The 19,178-nt window shown below is 41.9% G+C and carries 16 protein-coding genes; 8 read left to right on the forward strand and 8 right to left on the reverse strand.

Annotation, left to right across the window (positions count from 1 at the left end):
* The first annotated feature begins 102 nt into the window (after positions 1 to 102).
* The 8 genes from OQX62_RS19085 to OQX62_RS19120 all read left to right on the forward strand — a co-directional run bounded on the left by OQX62_RS19085 (position 103) and on the right by OQX62_RS19120 (position 12,663).
* Positions 103 to 1,278 carry a FecR family protein gene (locus tag OQX62_RS19085; protein ID WP_265833224.1) on the forward strand — a complete coding sequence of 392 codons (1,176 nt, stop codon included), beginning with the start codon at positions 103 to 105 and terminating at the stop codon, positions 1,276 to 1,278.
* Between the two features lie 247 nt (positions 1,279 to 1,525).
* Positions 1,526 to 4,885, forward strand: coding sequence for a SusC/RagA family TonB-linked outer membrane protein (locus OQX62_RS19090; RefSeq protein ID WP_265833225.1), 3,360 nt, complete (start codon positions 1,526 to 1,528; stop codon positions 4,883 to 4,885).
* A 10-nt stretch (positions 4,886 to 4,895) separates the two neighbouring features.
* Positions 4,896 to 6,362: a RagB/SusD family nutrient uptake outer membrane protein gene (locus tag OQX62_RS19095; protein WP_265833226.1), complete on the forward strand. Its 1,467-nt coding sequence runs from the start codon at positions 4,896 to 4,898 to the stop codon at positions 6,360 to 6,362.
* 11 nt (positions 6,363 to 6,373) lie between these two features.
* On the forward strand, positions 6,374 to 7,204 hold the full coding sequence (locus tag OQX62_RS19100) for a DUF4843 domain-containing protein (RefSeq protein WP_265833227.1): 831 nt from the start codon (positions 6,374 to 6,376) through the stop codon (positions 7,202 to 7,204).
* Positions 7,205 to 7,222: 18 nt separating this feature from the next.
* A complete protein-coding gene (locus OQX62_RS19105; RefSeq protein ID WP_265833228.1) occupies positions 7,223 to 8,644 on the forward strand; it encodes a PKD-like family lipoprotein in 1,422 nt (473 codons plus the stop codon).
* 99 nt (positions 8,645 to 8,743) lie between these two features.
* A complete protein-coding gene (locus tag OQX62_RS19110) occupies positions 8,744 to 9,613 on the forward strand; it encodes a hypothetical protein (protein WP_265833229.1) in 870 nt (289 codons plus the stop codon).
* Positions 9,614 to 9,662: 49 nt separating this feature from the next.
* A complete protein-coding gene (locus OQX62_RS19115; protein WP_265833230.1) occupies positions 9,663 to 10,790 on the forward strand; it encodes a TlpA disulfide reductase family protein in 1,128 nt (375 codons plus the stop codon).
* Position 10,791: 1 nt separating this feature from the next.
* Positions 10,792 to 12,663, forward strand: a complete 1,872-nt coding sequence (locus OQX62_RS19120; protein WP_265833231.1) for a protein-disulfide reductase DsbD domain-containing protein — start codon at positions 10,792 to 10,794, stop codon at positions 12,661 to 12,663.
* A 63-nt stretch (positions 12,664 to 12,726) separates the two neighbouring features.
* On the opposite strand, the gene OQX62_RS19125 is transcribed toward OQX62_RS19120, so the two are convergent.
* The 8 genes from OQX62_RS19125 to OQX62_RS19160 form a co-directional block, all read right to left on the reverse strand.
* The gene (locus tag OQX62_RS19125; RefSeq protein WP_265833232.1) at positions 12,727 to 13,410 is read right to left on the reverse strand and encodes a lipid-binding SYLF domain-containing protein; all 684 of its coding nucleotides are present in this window, start codon (positions 13,408 to 13,410) and stop codon (positions 12,727 to 12,729) included.
* Between the two features lie 139 nt (positions 13,411 to 13,549).
* Positions 13,550 to 14,344 (reverse strand): SDR family oxidoreductase, encoded by a 795-nt coding sequence (locus OQX62_RS19130; RefSeq protein WP_265833233.1) that lies wholly within the window; start codon positions 14,342 to 14,344, stop codon positions 13,550 to 13,552.
* A gap of 2 nt (positions 14,345 to 14,346) precedes the next feature.
* Complete coding sequence (locus OQX62_RS19135; protein WP_265833234.1) at positions 14,347 to 15,210, reverse strand: fumarylacetoacetate hydrolase family protein; 864 nt, start codon at positions 15,208 to 15,210, stop codon at positions 14,347 to 14,349.
* A 10-nt stretch (positions 15,211 to 15,220) separates the two neighbouring features.
* Positions 15,221 to 15,985, reverse strand: coding sequence for an SDR family NAD(P)-dependent oxidoreductase (locus OQX62_RS19140; RefSeq protein ID WP_265833235.1), 765 nt, complete (start codon positions 15,983 to 15,985; stop codon positions 15,221 to 15,223).
* Between the two features lie 8 nt (positions 15,986 to 15,993).
* On the reverse strand, positions 15,994 to 17,649 hold the full coding sequence (locus OQX62_RS19145; protein ID WP_265833236.1) for a UxaA family hydrolase: 1,656 nt from the start codon (positions 17,647 to 17,649) through the stop codon (positions 15,994 to 15,996).
* Positions 17,650 to 17,789: 140 nt separating this feature from the next.
* On the reverse strand, positions 17,790 to 18,428 hold the full coding sequence (locus OQX62_RS19150) for a helix-turn-helix transcriptional regulator (protein ID WP_265833237.1): 639 nt from the start codon (positions 18,426 to 18,428) through the stop codon (positions 17,790 to 17,792).
* Positions 18,428 to 18,739: an iron-sulfur cluster assembly protein gene (locus OQX62_RS19155; RefSeq protein ID WP_265833238.1), complete on the reverse strand. Its 312-nt coding sequence runs from the start codon at positions 18,737 to 18,739 to the stop codon at positions 18,428 to 18,430. Before OQX62_RS19155 ends, OQX62_RS19150 begins: the two co-directional genes overlap by 1 nt.
* Before the next feature lie 7 nt (positions 18,740 to 18,746).
* Positions 18,747 to 19,172, reverse strand: coding sequence for a SufE family protein (locus OQX62_RS19160; RefSeq protein WP_265833239.1), 426 nt, complete (start codon positions 19,170 to 19,172; stop codon positions 18,747 to 18,749).
* Positions 19,173 to 19,178: the final 6 nt, after the last annotated feature.

A 19,178-nucleotide genomic window follows, 5' to 3' on the forward strand; every position in this document is an offset into this window, starting at 1 on the left:
TTCCGCGTACTTAAATACGACTTAGAAAAGAAAATTAAAAATATTTTCAAATTGCATGGGCTATTTTGAAAATTCTGACTCATGTATGTATAAAGCACAGACATGAAGGACGCTCAAAGAGAATATTTTATTGAAATTTTGAAGCAATACAGGTTAGGCAATGCTACACAGCAAGAAATTGCGTTCCTTGAAGCCTACTATAACGTATTCGAAACCAATGAAGAACTGATTACTGTGGAGAACCAACATGAGTTTGCACCGGTAAAACAGCTCATCAAAAATAATATAGATCAGCAGATCATCTTACCCCAAAAAACTTTTCGCTTAACTCCTTCACGGACCAGATATATGGTAGCTGCAGTTATCTTTCTAGCTGTTTCCATTACTGCATATTATTTCACAACCAGTTCTGACCACGTGGATACTCCTGGCCAGGAATACAGCCATATTCTTCCTGGCACAAACAAGGCAACCCTTACACTTTCCAATGGTCAGAAAATATCGCTTGATGATGTTGCGAACGGAGAAATTGCACAACAAGCAGGCATCAGGATCACCAAAAGCGGTAATGGCCAGCTCGTTTATACCGCAGTAAAGGGTGATAATGCCATACCAGTAGCTCAAAACACAATTTCTACGCCCAAAGGCGGACAATATCAGTTGATACTGCCTGATGGCACAAAGGTATACCTGAATGCGGCTTCAACATTAAGCTATCCCACCGCATTTCAGGATAAGGAACGCTTAGTAGAGCTGAACGGTGAAGCCTATTTTGAAGTAGCGAAAAATAAACTCCTTCCTTTCAGAGTAAAATCAGGACAGCAAACAGTAGAAGTGCTGGGGACACATTTTAATGTCAATGCTTATGCTGACGAGGGTGCTATCAGAACAACGCTTTTAGAAGGTGCTGTAAAAATATCAGCAGGAATGATTACACAAGTAATCAAACCAGGGCAGCAAGCTATTTTAAACAAAAATACTGCAGATAAAATCGTTATTACGGAAGTAAACACAGATAAGGTTATTGCCTGGAAAAACGGTGTTTTCTCCTTTGAAAATGAAGACTTGAAATCGGTTATGCGTCAGATATCACGCTGGTATAATGTAGAAGTTATTTATACAGGTGTCTCATCGGATGAAAAATACTATGGTGAGATTTCCAAAAACAGTAAACTGGGCGAAGTATTTGAAATCCTTGAGCTCAATAATGTGCATTTCGATGTAGAAGGTAAGACAATAAAGGTATCCCCTAACCACGGATCTCCTGTTAAACAGTAAATACAATCAACTAAATTTTGAAACCAAACCCCTTTATGATGATCAAAAATCTACTCAGCCGCTAGAACCACGACAGATCAAAAACCGGAAGTGTCTCACCACTCCCGGCACAAAAGGTCGGCAGTCCCCTCTTTGAAAACAGGACTGCATTTTATTCACCTAATCTTATCCCAAAAGTATGAAATTAACTTTTCTTTACAACCCCGTATGTCAAATCCGGAGGGTAAAGTCTAAATTCCTTTTAGTCATGAAGTTGACTGCTATATTACTCCTGTTCGGCGCAATGCATTTATCAGCTGCCGTTTATTCGCAGAACGTAACGATCTCCCGAAGAAATACCACTCTGGAAACCGTCTTTAAAGACATTAAAAAGCAAACCGGTTATTTGTTTTTTTATAACGGAAAGGTAAATACTACCAGTCAGCTCCTCAATGTTGAATTAAAAAATGTGCCATTGAACGAGGCCCTTGCGGTATGCCTGGCAAATAATAATCTGACCTATAACATTGTTAATAATACAATTGTGATCAGAAATAAGGTCAATAGCGCTCAAAACACAGCCTTATCAGCAGATAAAAGTCTCACCATCACAGGGAAAATTCTGGATAATGACAAGGGAGAACCTATTCCTGGTGTAAATATTACGATAAAAGGCAGCAAGAATTTACGAACGCAAAGTAATGCCAGAGGAGAATTTCAACTGGAAGCAGAAGAAGGTGATGTACTTGTATTCACTTACATTGGCTTCAAACCGAAGGAAATCTCAGTTAACGGTGCTAAATACTTAACAATCAGACTTGATGCACAGGTAAACTCCATGACAGATGTAGTAATCACAGGTTATCAATCTATTAAAAAAGATAACTATACGGGAAGTGCCGTCATTATTAAGGGCGAAGAGCTAAAACGTTTAAATCCTCAAAATATCTTAAAAAGTATCCAGTCTTTCGATCCTTCATTCAGAATGATTGATAACAATCTTCTGGGATCAGATCCCAATGCATTGCCAAAAATTAATGTAAGGGGTGCAACTGCTCTTCCCTCGATAAATGACGATATTCTGGATCGTAATAACCTGTCAAGTGCATACAACCTGCCAGTATTTATCATGGATGGTTTCGAGGTTCCGCTTCAGAAAGTATCAGATTTGGATATCAACAGAATAGAGAGCATTACCTTACTGAAAGATGCCGCCGCAACTGCAGTATATGGATCCAGAGCCGCCAATGGCGTATTGGTCATTACCACCAAAGCACCGATTCCGGGTAAGCTACAGCTCTCGTATAATTATGAGCTCAACTTCACAGCACCTGATTTATCAGATTACCATGTATTGAATGGAGCGCAGAAACTGGAATATGAAAAACTAGCCGGTCTGTATGTCACCGGTAATTCTACCGCAGCAACTCAGGAAGAGCTGGACAAACAGTATTATGCAAAACTGAAGAATGTGGCAAGCGGGGTAAATACCTATTGGTTAGCACAGCCACTAAGAAATACCTATGGTCAAAAGCATTCATTATATGCACAGGGAGGTGACTCGACTTTCAGATATGGGCTGGACCTCCGTTATCAGACTTCCCCGGGCGTAATGAAAGGCTCTTCCCGCGACAGGTATAGTGCTGGTATGAGTTTTAATTATAATCCGAATCGCCGTTTATTATTTAAAAATGAAATCACCATCACACAGGTGAACGCAGTGAATTCCAATTATGGCGATTTTGAGACTTATGTCTACATGAACCCGTATTACCCAAAAACAGACGCATCCGGCAACCTGATCAGGGAAATTGCCAATTGGAAAATTGACACACATGCGCAGGGGGCAGATCAATACAAAAATGTTCCTGTGTACAATCCGCTTTATGAAGCGAGTCTGGGTAATTTCAGCAAAAACAATTACCTGGAGTTTATCGATGCTTTTTCTGCCGACTGGAAGATTTTACCAGATTTGCGGTTAAGGGGATTGGTGAGTTTGAATAAAACAAAAGCAGTAACGGACAGATTTGTTTCACCCCTCAGCAATACTTTTATTGAAGGGCCATTAGATGAGATTCAGAACCGCGGAAGTTATGATTATGGCAGTGATGATCTGCTGAATATCGATGGAAATGTGACGCTGCAATACAATAAACAACTGGGCAGTCATATCTTTAATGTGGTTGCAGGTGCCAACGTTACTTCCAAAAAAAGTGATATCAAAACCTTTCAGGCTATCGGTTTTACAAACGACAGATTTACGAATATAGGTTTTGCCAGAAGTTATAAAGAGGATGCAGCCCCTATCAGTGGCATCGCATTGGACAGACTGGTAGGTTCATTTTTTACGGGCAATTATTCCTTCCAGAATAAATACCTCCTGGATGCCTCATTTCGTGTAGACGGCTCTTCGAAATTTGGAAGCGACAGGCGTTTCGCCCCGTTTTGGTCGGCCGGCATAGGATGGAACGTACATAACGAGGCGTTCATGAAGGCGCTTCCCGCAGTATCCCGGTTTAAATTAACCGCTACTTCCGGACAAACCGGCTCAGTGGAATTTCCAGCCAATCTTGCGAAATCTATTTATACTTACCAAACCGCTAACTGGTATTCTACCGGAATAGGTGCTACTGTTGACGGTTACGGTAATGAAGATTTGCAATGGCAGAAAACGATCAGTTATGATTATGCGCTGGATCTGGGATTATTTGATAACAGACTGATGATCAACCCAAGGTATTATTCCAAATTGACAAAAGGTATTCTGACTGATATCAATATTGCGCCTTCGACTGGTTTTACGACCTATAAAGCCAACCTCGGCGATATTACCAATAAAGGTTTTGAAGTCTTTTTAATGGCCACAGCCTATAAATCCAAAGACCTCAACATCAACGTTACTGCTAATGTTGCCCACAATAAGAATAAGATCGTTAAGATTTCCAACTCTTTAAAAGCCTATAACAACAGGGTGGACACTACTCAGGCGAATGAAAAAAACAACCTTAAATCTACTCCTCTGCCCCGTTACATGGAAGGACAATCCATGAATACGATCTATGCAGTGAAATCACTGGGCATTGATCCTGAAAATGGCAAAGAGATTTATGTAAAAAGAGATGGATCGCTTACTTATGAGTACGATATTGCTGATACACAGCCAGTCGGAAACACCACACCTAAAGCTGAAGGCAGTTTTGGCAGTAGCATCAACTATAAGCAATTTCTGCTGAGCTTTAGTTTCTTTTACAGATTTGGCGGTGATATCTACAACCAGACATTAGTAGACCGTGTAGAAAATGCCGATCCGAGATTTAATGTTGATTCACGTGCCTTAGAGGAGAAGTGGATCAATCCGGGTGATGTTACCTTTTATAAAAATATCATGAGTACGGACAAGAGCTTTGCCTCTTCCCGTTTTATACAAAAAGATAACCTGATAGAGCTAAGATCTGTCTATTTGTCGTACGACCTCAAAAAGAACGTCGCAAAGCGATTCGGTTGCCAGTCGCTCAGAACCGCTATAACAGCTAATGATATCTTTCGCACATCTAGTATAGAGGTGGAAAGAGGGATCACCTACCCTTTTGCACGCAGCTTAACTTTTTCTCTACTGGCCACATTTTAAACATTAAAAGATGAAGAAATATTTATATATGATCGTATTGCTGATGGCACTGACATCATGCAAGAAGTTTCTGGATGTAAAACCAGAATCACAGATTGACAAAAATGAGTTATTTACTACAGAAGAAGGATTCAGGGAAGCGCTGAATGGTATTTACACACTTTGTGCCTCGCCGAAATTATATGGTGGAAACCTGACTTTCAGCAACCTGGATATCCTGGCGCAGAATTATCAGTTTAGTGACGCCGGGTATCAGAAAATTGCGAATTTTAACTATGCCTTTATTGATGTGGTGGATAAGAACAATGAGATCTGGTCATCTGCTTATCGCGCAATTGCTAACTGCAATAATATACTAGCGGTAATTGATGAGAAAAAAGGTATTTTGACCAGCAAGAATCATGACCTTATTAAAGGAGAGGCCCTCGCTTTGCGGGCATACCTGCATTTTGACTTGCTGCGCATGTTTGCTCCTTCTTTTAAAAGTTCTCCCACAGCAAGAGCTATCCCATATGTGACTACAGTCACCACAACCAGTACTCCATTTTCAACTGTAACCGAGGTACTGGATAAAACGCTGCTTGATCTCAACGAAGCAAAAGTATTGCTCAGAACGTCAGATCCCATTCTTTCTCAGGATTACGCCGTAGGTTATCCCGGAGATAACGGCAATCCGGAAGTAAATACACCAGATTTGTTCCTGCAGAACAGGAGACACAGACTCAATTATTTAGCTGTTACAGGAGAACTGGCGAGAGTTTATTTGTATAAAAATGACATGGCAAATGCCTTGTTAAATGCGGAATTAATTATGCTCACTAATAAGTTTCCATGGACAAATTCGGCCGATTTCCTGGAAACGGATGTGACAAAAAAAGACAGGATTTTTTACAAAGAGCTACTCGCATGCTGGGCTATCCCCAAAGAAAGGCAATCACTCATAGACTTGTTTACCAAGGATAATCCTGCTTATAGTCCTACCCTGCCACAAATTGAAGAAATATACGAAAAGGCCGAAGTTGGTGCCGACGATTTGAGATTTAAACAATGGTTTATAGACCGGACTGCATTGAGCGGACCAAGAAGAGCTATTTTACAAAAATACCTGTCTAATGTTTCACCCATACCTAATCGTCATCCGCTGGTTGCGCCAGCTTTACGTTTAAGCGAAATCTATTATATCGCTGCAGAAGCGACTTTCGATACAGATCCTGCGATGGCAATGGAGTATTTTAACATCGTGAGGAGAAATCGTGGTATAGGAGATGATGTGTCCAATGTGACGGATAAACAAGAATTTATAGAGTTGCTGATTACCGAAGCAAGAAAAGAATTTTACGGAGAGAGCCAGCTTTTCTTCATGTATAAGAGATTGAACCATCCTGTTAGGATTTCAGCAACACAAGTCACGCCAGCCTCCGACAAAGTGTTCGTTTTTCCTCTCCCGGTGGATGAGGAAGCTTATAGAAATAATTAATCCGACAAATTATGAAACAAAATATATTTTTTGCCTTTGTGCTCTGCTGTGTAGTATTAGCCTGTAAAAAGGATGATAAACTCACCTATGACTCAACGGACAACATTTACCTGAATTACAGCAATATAGACAGTCTGATCTACACTTTTGCTTACAGTATTGGAGTAGAAAAAGACACGCTGTGGATTCCGGTAAAAGTTTCCGGAAAACGAACAGATAAAGACCGGAATTTTGTGATGGACATTGTGAAATCCGGAACTACAGCAACGGAAGGCTTGCACTATGAGCCATTAAAACCTTTTTATACATTGCCGGGCGACTCAGGCTTGATCCATGTTCCCCTGATTCTGAAAAATACAGATCCTGAACTTCAAAATAAATCAGTGTACCTCACACTGCGTGTCTCTGGCGGCAGCGATTTTAACAGTAACCTGCCAGACACGATCAGGAGTAAAAAGATTTTATTTTCTAATCGGTTAGAATTGCCGATATGGTGGCAGTATTGGGCAGAAATGGGAGCTTACACAAGAGTGAAACATCAGCTGTTCCTGATCAGCTCCGGCACAGTAGACCTTCCGGTAAGAACGAATCCAAACTGGTACCTGGAGATACCTAGAACATTGTACTATATTGAAAATACAAGGTCATTTTTAAACCGTCCCTTTGAATGGGTAAAGGATCATCCGGAAAAAGGATATGTGCTGACAATGCGGACAGACGGCACAGGTGATTACGATTTCTATAATGCCAAGTCCCCTGGCCAGAAATTTCACCTGAAATATTTCAAACAGGCAGACAAGTACATATTCCTCGATGAGAATAATGGTCAGATTATTTTATAATGCTTATACCCGAAGACAATGAAATTAAAAAATATACTACTATACACGCTGATTATCTTTTCGCTTTTTTCCTGTAAAAAAGATATAGGTAATTATGACTATACTCCAATTGCTGAACCGACCGTAGTTAACCTCGAAAACGCTACTTTCAAAGCTACTGTCGGAGACACCTTGGTTGTCCGCCCCTATATAGATCTTCCGGATGGTGTTGCGATGCAAGACCTCAAATTTGACTGGGAAATACTGGTGATTGAAGAAACGAGAGTGGATAAATATACCGGCTATCCTTTGAAGATTGTTTATAACCTTGCCCCGGGTTTGCGTACTGCTAAATTAACAGTCAGCAATAACAAAACAGGAATGAAGTATTTTATCTCTTTCAAAATTCAGGGAGGTACGCAGTTCGCTCTCGGACAGACAGTGTTGAGTGTTGAAAATGGTATCACTAAATTATCGTTTATTAAACCTGATAACAAAACTGTACTTGCTGATTTGTATAAGTCATTAAATGGAGAAGATCTGCCAGCAAATGCAGTTCAGTTATTTGGTCGCCCGAGCCCTTATCAGCCTACGGTGGCAGAGGATTATTGGGTAATCAGTCCGGATCCTACGCAGAAAAGCGTAATCATAGATGGAAATACCATGTTAAGAAAGAAATACTTCCCTGAACACTTTTTTAATCCCCCAGCCTCACTCGTTGCAGAAGGTTTTGAATCTGCAAAAGGTTTTGCAACAGGAATAATCAATGGTAAATTATATATCGCAGTGACCTCTACAGCACCTTTTGCACCAGATTATGGCAAGTTTTCTAATCCGCAGGCAGGAGATTATGTGTTATCTAAGTTCTACTCCAATACCCCTCAGTTCTATTTTGGATTCGACAAAAAATCTACCGGCTTTGTTTCTTTCAATAGCGGCGGAGATTATTCCGGAGCAAATTATATCGTAACAGGTGATGCTTTCAATCCAAAAAATATTGGCATGACAGATCTGATTTATATGAAGGCTGTTCCGGGTACCTCTTATGCCTTCTTTAAAGATGCTGCCGGTGCGATCTATGAATTATCGTTTGGCATTGATATGACTGATTATATCAACAAAAAAGAAATCACACCGAAATATAAGCGCTTGTTTAAAGGATCCTCGCTGGTTCAGCCAGATACAAAATGGCAAAAATCACCGGCAGATGTGTTTTATTTTACATCAAATGATAAGATCTACCGTTACAATCCGCTCAACGAGGATCTCCGTGCATTAAATGCAGATTTTGGCGGTAAAAAAGTAACTATGATACAGCTCAATGCCGATAATGATACCATTACGGCAGGTGTGGAAGGCGCTGTGATCACTGTAGATGTTTCCGTAGGCATTAACGGCGTAATCACGAAAACTGTTACAGGCATTCCAGGATCACCTATCGATATATTCATTAAGAAGTAAAATTACCTACCAACAATTATGAAATCAATAAAACATATCATATTAGCGCTAAGCTGCTCGCTCGCGCTGTTAACATTATCATGCAGTAAATCCAAATCTGTGGACCAAGAACCGGCTGACCCTCCAGGTGCGCCGGCAAAAACCTGGCAGGAACACTGGCCAAACCATGATATGCTGGTGACACGTACTTTTTACGATGATAATCTTGTGGTATACTATGATAATGACATGCTGAGATCCGTTACCTGGGTCAATAAAACGCTGGCGGACTCATGGATCTATGTGAAGAAAAATTATGGCGCATTCGGTGATGATGGTCGCCTCTACGCGATCCTGCACAGGGTAGTCGACTTCTCCATCCCCGGTGGTGGTGGTCACCCCGCAACCTATCTTGATGCCAGCCATGATTTTCACAATGCAATAGACGTTGGCCTGGGTAACTGGACCTACCCTACTGGTGAGCCGATCGGTATCTGTATTCACGAAATTGGTCATATCGTTGAAGGTGCCAATAACGGCGTTCATGGATCACCCTCATTCCCGATCTGGGGTGATAGTAAGATTATGGAAATTTTCAACTACGATGTGCTGATGAATATTGGCAGGGAGGATGAAGCAGCAAGAGCATATGACGAGTGCATGGCCGGTACAGATATTTTTCCCCGCGCAGGTACAGCATGGTTTAAAAACTGGTTTTATCCCATTTACTCCAAATATGGGAAAGGAGCTGTATTGAGCAGGTATTTTGTGCTGCTCTCTAAAAATTTTCCTCAGGTCAATAAAACCTATACGCGGGACATGAACTGGGGCGAATTTATACATTTCTGGAGCGGTGCTGCCGGCGTGAACCTGAAAGAACAGGCTACCATTGCCTTTGGCTGGACTGACGAACTGGAAGCCGCGTTCGTCAAAGCGCAGAAAGATTTTCCAAATGTTACCTATACCAGTCCACCCAGTTCAGGCAAATAAATTCTCACCTCATCATCCGGTAATTCAGCCGGAATAAAAAATATTAAATATGAAACTCAACCTGCTACTAATGACTGCCCTGATCCCCTTTATGGGGACAGCACAGTCCAACAACTTTACGATGACCGGCAAAATAGGATCACTAAGTGCCCCTGCGATGGTTTATATTGACTACATGGATAATGGTGTAAGTCATGAAGACTCTACTGCACTGGTCAATGGTGTATTCAAATTTAGTGGCCATATCAATGGCAATGCCTATGCGCGAATGGCTTTAGCTCCTAAAGGGGACGGTAAACAACGCGCAGTATATACCGGAGATGTAATTTATTTTTATTTCGGTAAAGAGCAGTTCAGTATCAACGCTAAAGATTCACTAAGTAATGCAACATTTGAGGGATCAAAAGTATACGATGAATACCAGGCCTACAATAAGGTCATTGGTGGAACAATAATGGAGCTGACCAAAGCTGTCAACCTGGATTTCGCCAGTGGTACTGCAGCACAGCAAAAAGATACTGTTTACATAAAAGCAGTAGACACGAGATACCGTAAAAAAATTGCCGATCGGGCAGATCGCCAGTTTCAGTTCGCTAAAGAACATCCCTCTTCTTATTTTGCTGTTGTTGCCCTCTCTGAGTCAGCAGGCAGTAAATTCGATGTGGCTAAAATTGAACCTGTATTCAATTCCTTAAGTGAAGAACTTCGAAATTCGGATACCGGAAAGGAACTGAATCAGCGAATGAAGGCTGCCCGTACAATTGCAATGGGTGCTGTTGCACCTGTGTTTACGCAGGCTGATATCAATGGCAAACCAGTTTCATTGGCCGATCTGAAAGGTAAAACCGTATTGGTAGAATTCTGGGCAAGCTGGTGTGGCCCTTGCCGTGCAGAGAATCCAAATCTGGTAAAACAATACCATTTATACAAAGAAAAAGGATTCGAGGTACTTGCTGTCTCTTTAGATAGCGACAAGGCGAAGTGGGCTGATGCGATCGCAAAAGACGGTTTGCCATGGCTGCACGTCTCTGACCTGAAAGGATGGAATAACCAGGTTGGGCGCATGTACGGTGTAAGAGCTGTTCCGGCAAGTTTCCTCGTGAGCCCGGATGGGAAAATCATTGGAATGGGCCTTCGGGGAGAATCGCTTAACAAGAAATTAGCTGAAATCCTTTAATATGAAAACGATCTTTTCCGTCCTGCTGCTGATATACGCACTCCATGCCGGAGCTTTTTCAAAAAAAGAAAAGCTTCCGTTGAAAGTGTTATACGTAGGATATAACCCAGAAAGACAAATGCCGGCAGATGTGGTTTATTACAGCACTGCTCCGGCAGTAGTTGCAAAAGTTTATCAGGCCAGAATGGCCGATTTTAAGGTGTTCCTGGAAAGTCATTTTGAAGAGGTGAAAGTAATAGATGTCAGAGATTATAGCCCTGCATTGTCAGACGCCGCTGATGTGACCATCATGGATGCCGGTCCTGTGAAACTTCCCGCAGATTTCGACCGCCCTATGATCCTGATGCATGCAATGGCACCAAACGTTGGCCTGCCCATAGGCTTAAAATTTGACTGGTACTGTCAGTGTCTTGAAGATGAAGCCTTAAATATCAATACCAAACATGAGATATTCAACGTGCCGAATAAGGTGAAGCTAACGATGGTAAAACAAGCTACCCCCGCTTCATTCTTTAATGGTCATGAAGGACTGACCACACCAAAAGAGATGCCGATGTGGCGCGTGGTAAAATCGGGTGCTTCAGCAAATGGCAAGTATATTATTGGCATGGTTGCTCATGGTGAAGGTTTTAACGATTCACCAGATGCAGAATCTATTTCCGGAGGCGTGTGCCTGAAAAATGCAGAGGCAGTAGCGCTGGGCAGACAGGGCAATTATTTTATGTGGGGTTTTTCTGCTTCTCCGGATTATATGACCGATGAGGCAAAAGAAGTATTCGTCAATGTAGTATCTTATATTAAAAAATATGATCATATGCCCGCTATCGTCAAGAAAACACAGATAGCCACGCGCAGTAGCATAGATGAACAGGTATACCGGATAGATGAGCAGCTATATAAAAAGGCTATTCTCTCCCGCCGTGAAGGAAATGTACGCATGTTAAAACTGCAGTCGGACCTTTTAAAAAGAAAAGCCGCCGGCGAAGATATTGGCAGAAGCAATGAAATGTTCTTAAAGATGCCCGTAACCAATGACGTGGAGAGCTTTGAGAGTTACCTTAAAAATCAGGCAGGAACAGCTTTATTTACAAAATTTGGCACGGATACGAAGTTATACCGTAAATATTTCCATGATAATTATGAATACTTCTACCCTTTAGATGGATATGCACTCCAATTGGATGAAGATGCACAGCATTTAGGACTCAGTAACAGGAAAGCAGCATTACTTGAAAAGTGTATTCAACTCCTGGAAAGCGGGAAAGAAACAGCGATGGCACAGCGATTATTGGAAAGGTATACTATGATGAACTATACCACCGCGGCAGAATGGAGAAACTGGTATGAACTGAATAAAACCAGTCTTTTTTATACTGAAGCGGGCGGATTCAAGTTTATCGTGAATACTTTTGGCAAAAAAGAAATGGCTAAAACCGTTGAAGTTGAGGGGCCGGGAGTGAATGACCATAGCGTAATACCTGAACCTACAGCAGATGAACCTGTTGTAATCTCTGCTCAGTTTATTCCTCTAAAAGGAAAAAAATCCGGAGATCTGATAATCAGGGCTTCAATTCTGAAAGGATGGCATATGTATGCGTATGTGGATAAAGATAGTCCCTTTATACAAACAGAACCTTTGCTGGAATTACCAGAAGGAGCGCATGCCGATAAGGACTGGGAAATTTCAGCGGCAAGCCCCTATCCGGGAAACAAAGGGGTGTTTATCTTCGAAGATAAGGCATCGTTTAAGATCAAAGTATACTATCAGGACAGCAAACCAGGTTCGGTCATCAGGTGCGGATTATTTTATCAGACTTGCGACGAAACTAAATGTTTACCACCTGCGAAAAAAATGTTGGATATAAAAATATAACCTAAAAAACAACGGCCGCATCATGAAGAATGATACGGCCGCTGCTATTTCAAAAGAACCGATTTATTTCATCGATACTAAGGTAGATTTTAGTTGTTTCACTTCCGCTGATGAACTTGCTGAGGCTTTAAATATTGTATTTGCACTCATCGCACTTCCATAAAAATCTGTATTTGCAGCGGCATCAATTGCCAGAGAAGCACCGTTTAAAGAGATTCCTGCAAAAAGACCTTTACTGCGTGAGTATGAATATACTTCAGCTTCCAGCTTATAATCTGTGTTTGCTGTGGAGTTCCTGCCAAGCGGACCTGCTGCAACAGAAAGGTCACCGCCTAAGGTAAAACTGCTTTTATTAATTTCTGTCAGACTTTTGCTGTTCTTGAATATCAATACCAGGTCTACCGACTGCACACCTATCTGCGCACCTATACTACCACCTGTAATCGTAACAAAAACCGGGTTGCTCCAGGTTCCATCAGCTTTTTTAACCATGGCCAGCCCTTTACCACGCTTTCCACCAACTACAAATCCAGCATTGATCAGTTTCGGGACAACGATAATTCCCTGTGTTACGGCAAGCAATTCCGAAGGAATCGATTCCTTCATCTTACTAAAATCAGAAAGGACCGTGGTAGCAGCCTCAATTTTCTTTTGCTCTTTCTCCTGTGCATTTACAGTTCCAGATAATAGTATGCCTGCACATAAAAGGAAAGCAGTACTGGCTTTTAAAAAATTCATCGTTTTCATAATCAGATTTTATTATTTTTTGTGTTGTAATAACTGTTAGCATTAACGTCATAACAGTCATTACAATACATCAAACAAATAAAAAGCCAATCTTTGTTTTTAAACAAGAAAAGATAATGAGATGATAAAAAAAGGGAAGTTATTTTTTCACGGCATCTATCGCACGGTCCAAATGCACATAACCGCCGTCCACATACACCAGCTGCGCGGTAGTATGGCTGGAGCGCGGTGACAGTAAAAATACTACTGCGTTAGCAATTTCCTCTGCAGTAGTCATCCTGTTTCCCAAGGGGATCTTGCCGATAATTCCTGCCAGTTTCACTTCAGCATCTGGTAAAGAGCTGATCCAGCTTTGATAAAGCGGGGTAAAACATTCCGCAACAATAACAGCATTTACCCTGATGCCATATGGAAGCAATTCAACAGCCCATTCCCTGGTCAACGCATTTCTTGCTCCGTTCGAAGCCGCATAGGCGGAAGTGCCACCCTGACCTGTATCTGCTACTTTTGAGCCAATATTAACAATCGAACCTTTCGACAGCTTAAGTGAAGGCAATACGCTTTGTGCCATCAAATAATAATGCACCACATTTTTATGGAGACTCTCCATAAAAGATGTATAGTTTCCACTTTCCAATCCCACATTATCATTTACTCCTGCGTTATTTACCAGCCCGTCTATCTGTCCGAACTCTTGCAACACCGCCTGCACTGTGCGCTCTGCAGCGGCAGGATCAGTGAGCTCAGCCACCAGCTGATGCGCTTTCAATCCCTGGCCTTTAAGCTCGTTCACCAGCTTCATGTTATCTGTTTCATTCCTGCCAATGATGACCGGAACCGCACCTTCGGCTGCCAGTACCTTAACAATACCTTCACCTATCCCCTTTGCACCACCGGTAACGATGATTACTTTATTCTTTAACTGAAGATCCATTATTAATCTGCTAATTTCACATAATCAAATACTTCCTGTCTGGAAACACCCAGACCATCAATACCCAATTCTACCACATCGCCTGCTTTAAGATAAACAGGAGGTTTGAAACCAAGCCCTACGCCTGCCGGGGTTCCTGTTGAAATCACATCACCAGGCAACAGTGTCATGAACTGGCTCACATACGAAATAACGAAAGGCACATTAAATATAAAATTGGATGTATTTCCATCCTGCATTATTTTACCATTCACGCTTAGCCATAAACGAAGATTATCTACATCTTTAATCTCATCCTGAGTAGCCAGAAACGGACCTAAAGGTGCAAATGTATCACAACCTTTTCCCTTATCCCAGGTACCGTTGCGTTCAATCTGGAACTCACGCTCAGAAACATCATTGTGCAAAACATATCCTGCTACATAATTCAGGGCATCGGCTTCTTCAACATAAGATGCTTTTTTACTGATAACCACCGCCAGTTCAACCTCCCAGTCAGTCTTAACAGAATTTTTAGGTATGGTAATCTGATCAAACGGACCTGTTAAAGCCGTGGTAGACTTCATAAAAATAACCGGCTCCGGTGGAAGTGGTGCATTGGTTTCCTTCGCATGGTCAGCATAATTTAAACCAATACAGATCAGTTTTGAAGGTCTCGCTACAGGAGATCCTAAACGGGAACCTTCAGGTACGGGAATAAGTTTACCTTCATTTGCTTTTACAAACTCAGCTAATCTTTCCAGTCCGTTATCTTCAAAAAACTGTTCGTTGTAATCGCCTCCGAAAGCAGAAGTATCATACCAGATATCATTTATAATTACACCAGTTTTCTCTTTTCCTTCAGCACCCCATCTTATTAATTTCATTCTCTTTTTTTTAGTTATTTAATTTTATAAAACCTCCATCCAGCGGGTAATCGTTACCAGTAACGAAACCGGCTTCATCAGAACACAGATACAGTGCCAGAGCGGCAACTTCCTCAGGTTTGCCCATACGGCCAACTGGCTGACTTTTACTCAGCTTCTCAAAAATCTCCTCTTCTTTACCTGCATAATTTTTTGCAATAAACCCATCTACAAAAGGGGTATGCACCCTCGCAGGTGAGATACTGTTACATCTGATATTTTCGCTGATATAATCACGCGCTACAGACAGTGTCATCGCAAAAATTGCACCTTTGCTCATCGAATACGCAAAGCGATCTGTTATACCCACAATCGCAGCAATGGAAGCCATATTTAAGATTACACCCCCACCCCTTTCTCTGAAAACAGGTATTGCTGCGAACAGACAATTGTAAGCACCTTTCACATTCACGTCAAATACTTTAGTAAAATCCTCTTCACTGGTCGTATCTGCTTTACCAATATGTGCTATTCCGGCATTATTTACCAGGATGTCTATTGCACCGATCGCCTGGAAGGTATGTATGACCTGCGACTGTTTACTAACGTCACAACCATGTCCAAAGGCTTTGCCACCTTCTTGTGTCACCTCATCCACCGTTTGGTTTGCTGCTTCGGCATTCAATTCTATGATATGAACAGTAGCTCCCTGTCTCGCAAAAAGCAGGGATATTGCTTTTCCAATACCACTTCCACCACCTGTAATAACAGCTATTTTTCCTTTTAAACTAAACATATTTAATTTTATAATGATACACCTCTTTTCCAGGGAATGAAATCATCCTGACCTAAAAGTACAGCTTTAGGTTTAATTTTTCCACTGGCAACTTCAATAACATAATTTAAAATTCTTTCTCCCGCCTCCTCAATTGATTCTACACCTTCGATGATCGTACCACAATTGATATCGATAATATCAGGCATTTTATGAAATAGATTGGTATTGGTAGAGATCTTGATTACGGGTGCAACCGGGTTTCCTGTAGGCGTCCCCAAGCCGGTAGTAAATAATACTATATTTGCACCAGAAGCCACTTCGGCAGTCGTGCTCTCTACATCACTCCCCGGGGTGCACAATAAATTTAATCCGGGTTTAGTGATTTTTTCTGGATAATCCAGCACTGCAGTTACAGGCGAATTTCCACCTTTTTTTGCCGCCCCGGCTGATTTTATGGCATCTGTGATCAGACCGTCCTTGATATTTCCCGGCGAAGGGTTGGCATAAAAACCTGACCCTGTGGCTTCTGCCAGTTCATTATACCTGTGCATGAGCTGCATGAATTCATTTGCAGTCTGTTCGTCCACACACCTGTCGCTCAGCTCCTGTTCAACACCGCAGAGTTCAGGAAACTCAGCGAGCACTACACTACCGCCCAGGGTAACCAGAATATCTGATACATGGCCTAAAGCAGGATTAGCAGAAATACCGGAAAAACCGTCCGAACCACCACACTCCAGTCCGATACACAATTTATCTAATGTTGCCGGGCTGCGCTCCTGCTCATTTGCCCTGATCAGTCCTGCGAAGGTTTGTTTCAATGCCTCTTGTAAAAGGATGCTCTCGGTACCGGTCTTCTGTTGTTCCAGTATAACCAGAGGTTTATTAAACTGAGGGTCCCGCTTGGTAATTTCATCCTGCAGGATGCTTACCTGAGCATGCTGGCAACCGAGGCTTAATACCGTTGCACCTGCTACATTCGGATGGGTAATATACCCTGCTAATAATCCGCAAAGTGTATCAGAATCCATCCTCGTACCCCCGCATCCCATATCGTGTGTCAGGAATTTTATCCCGTCAATATTCTTAAATAATTTATTGGCCTGGGCCGCTTCAGCGGTATGCTGCAGGTCGGCCGACAAGATATCTTCAATACTTTTACCGGTCTGATAAAGTTCAATCAGACTCTCCACCTCATTTTCATAGCTTTTGGCTTTCTTAAAACCAAGCTTGCTTGTCAGTGCCTCTTTTAAAACTTCCACATTTCTGTTTTCACAGAATACCAGCGGAATTACAATCCAGTAGTTAGCTGTTCCGACAGTATTATCTGATCGGTGAAAACCCATGAAAGTTCTGTCTTTAAATGCGGAAACGTCCGGTTGCTGCCACGCTGTTTTACGTTCAGACAGCTGGTAGCCTTCTGCGGCGTGGTAAACATTATCTACCGTAATGGCAGACCCCTGTGCAATTGCGGAAGCTGCTTTTCCTACAAGTACGCCGTACATAAAAATTTCCTCATCAGGATGTAAATCCTGCATGGTAAACTTATGTTTGGCAGAAACCGCAGTAGCTAATGTAAAAGACTGACTGGCAAAATTGACTATATATCCCTGTGGCAAATCGGTGAGGGCGACCAGAACATTGTCCTTCGGGTGAATTTGTATAAACTGTGTAATTGGCATTTTTAAGTAGATAAACCTATTTGGTTAGCCAAAGAAAAGGTATTCTTCAGTGACTTTACTTATAATTTTATCCAATCATTAAGTTATTTTGGCATCATCAGATTTTTAAGCGGAAGGAAGATATGCAGAGGCAATTCAGCTTAATTGCTCAGTTTCTCATTGATCCGGTAGGCACATCTTCTGCCTCCTTCAATGATGTACTCAATCCTGCGGATAATCGTATCGGAAAATACAGACTGCAGTGTTTTTAATTCAGCCTGGCAGATTTCCCTGTTGGCCTGTGCGGCTGCACAAATTGGACAATGGTTTTCAATCAGAATAAAACCATCTTCATCTTTAATATACTGGGCCATATATCCTTCCCTGCTTCTGATCGCAACAAATTTGCTGATCCTGCCTTCCAGATCTGTTACACCCGTCATTTCCTGAAGATACTTATTGGTACCTTTATCACCATTAGCACTGATTACCTGTGCAACAGCAAGTTCGCCAAGCGTTTCTTTCATTACTTCCATCAGCCTTACCGTCAGGGCAGCATGTGTATCCGGGAAACGCATATGGCCGAGATCGGTCAATGACCATACTTGTTGGGGCCTGCCTCTGCCTATGACCGAAACTGTCGAAGTCACAAGTCCCTCTTTAGCCAGTTTAAGCATTTGAGAACGGGCACCTTCTACAGTAACCTTTAGTTCACCAGCCAGTGCAGACAAAGGCTGTGGCCCGCTTGCCTTCAGCATGTCGACCGCACGTTCTTTAAATGGCCGCTGTTTACTGTCCATTACAACCAACCTAATTCCAGTCTGGCCTCGTCACTCATCATCTCTCTATCCCATGGCGGATCAAAAGTAAGACGTACTTCTACCTCACCTATGCCGTCAATAGCCTTTACTTTAGTCTCCACTTCATTCAGGATTTCTCCCGCTGCAGGGCATGCCGGTGCTGTCAGTGTCATATAGATATGCACACCGTCATTTTCCATCATCTGAATCTTGTAGATCAGACCCAGTTCAAAAATATCAACCGGGATCTCAGGATCATAGATCGTATGTAAGGCTGCCTCGATTTTATCTCTTAATGATAGCTCAGTCATAATTTCCTTATTTTGATTCCTGTGTTTGAAAAGCCGCCGCATACATTTTCATCTGTTTCAGCATGGAAAGCAGTCCGTTAGAACGGTTGGGCGACAAATGATTTTGCAGGCCTATGGTATCAATGAAATACAGCTCGGCATTTACGATATCTGTCGGCGTATGACCTGATAATACTTTAATCATCATGCTGATCAATCCCTTGGTGATGATTGCATCACTATCCGCGGTAAAAAATATCTTACCATCTTCAAATTCGGGATGCAACCATACATTAGACTGACAGCCTTTGATCAGGTTCTCAGGTATTTTATATTTGGGATCAATTAGAGGGAGTTCCTTTCCAATCTCGATGATATTTTCATATTTATCCATCCAGTCAGAAAACAATTCAAACTCCTCAATAATTTCGTCCTGTTCTTGGTTAATAGTCATGTGTTT

Source organism: Pedobacter sp. MR2016-24 (assembly GCF_026239655.1).
GTDB lineage: Bacteria > Bacteroidota > Bacteroidia > Sphingobacteriales > Sphingobacteriaceae > Pedobacter.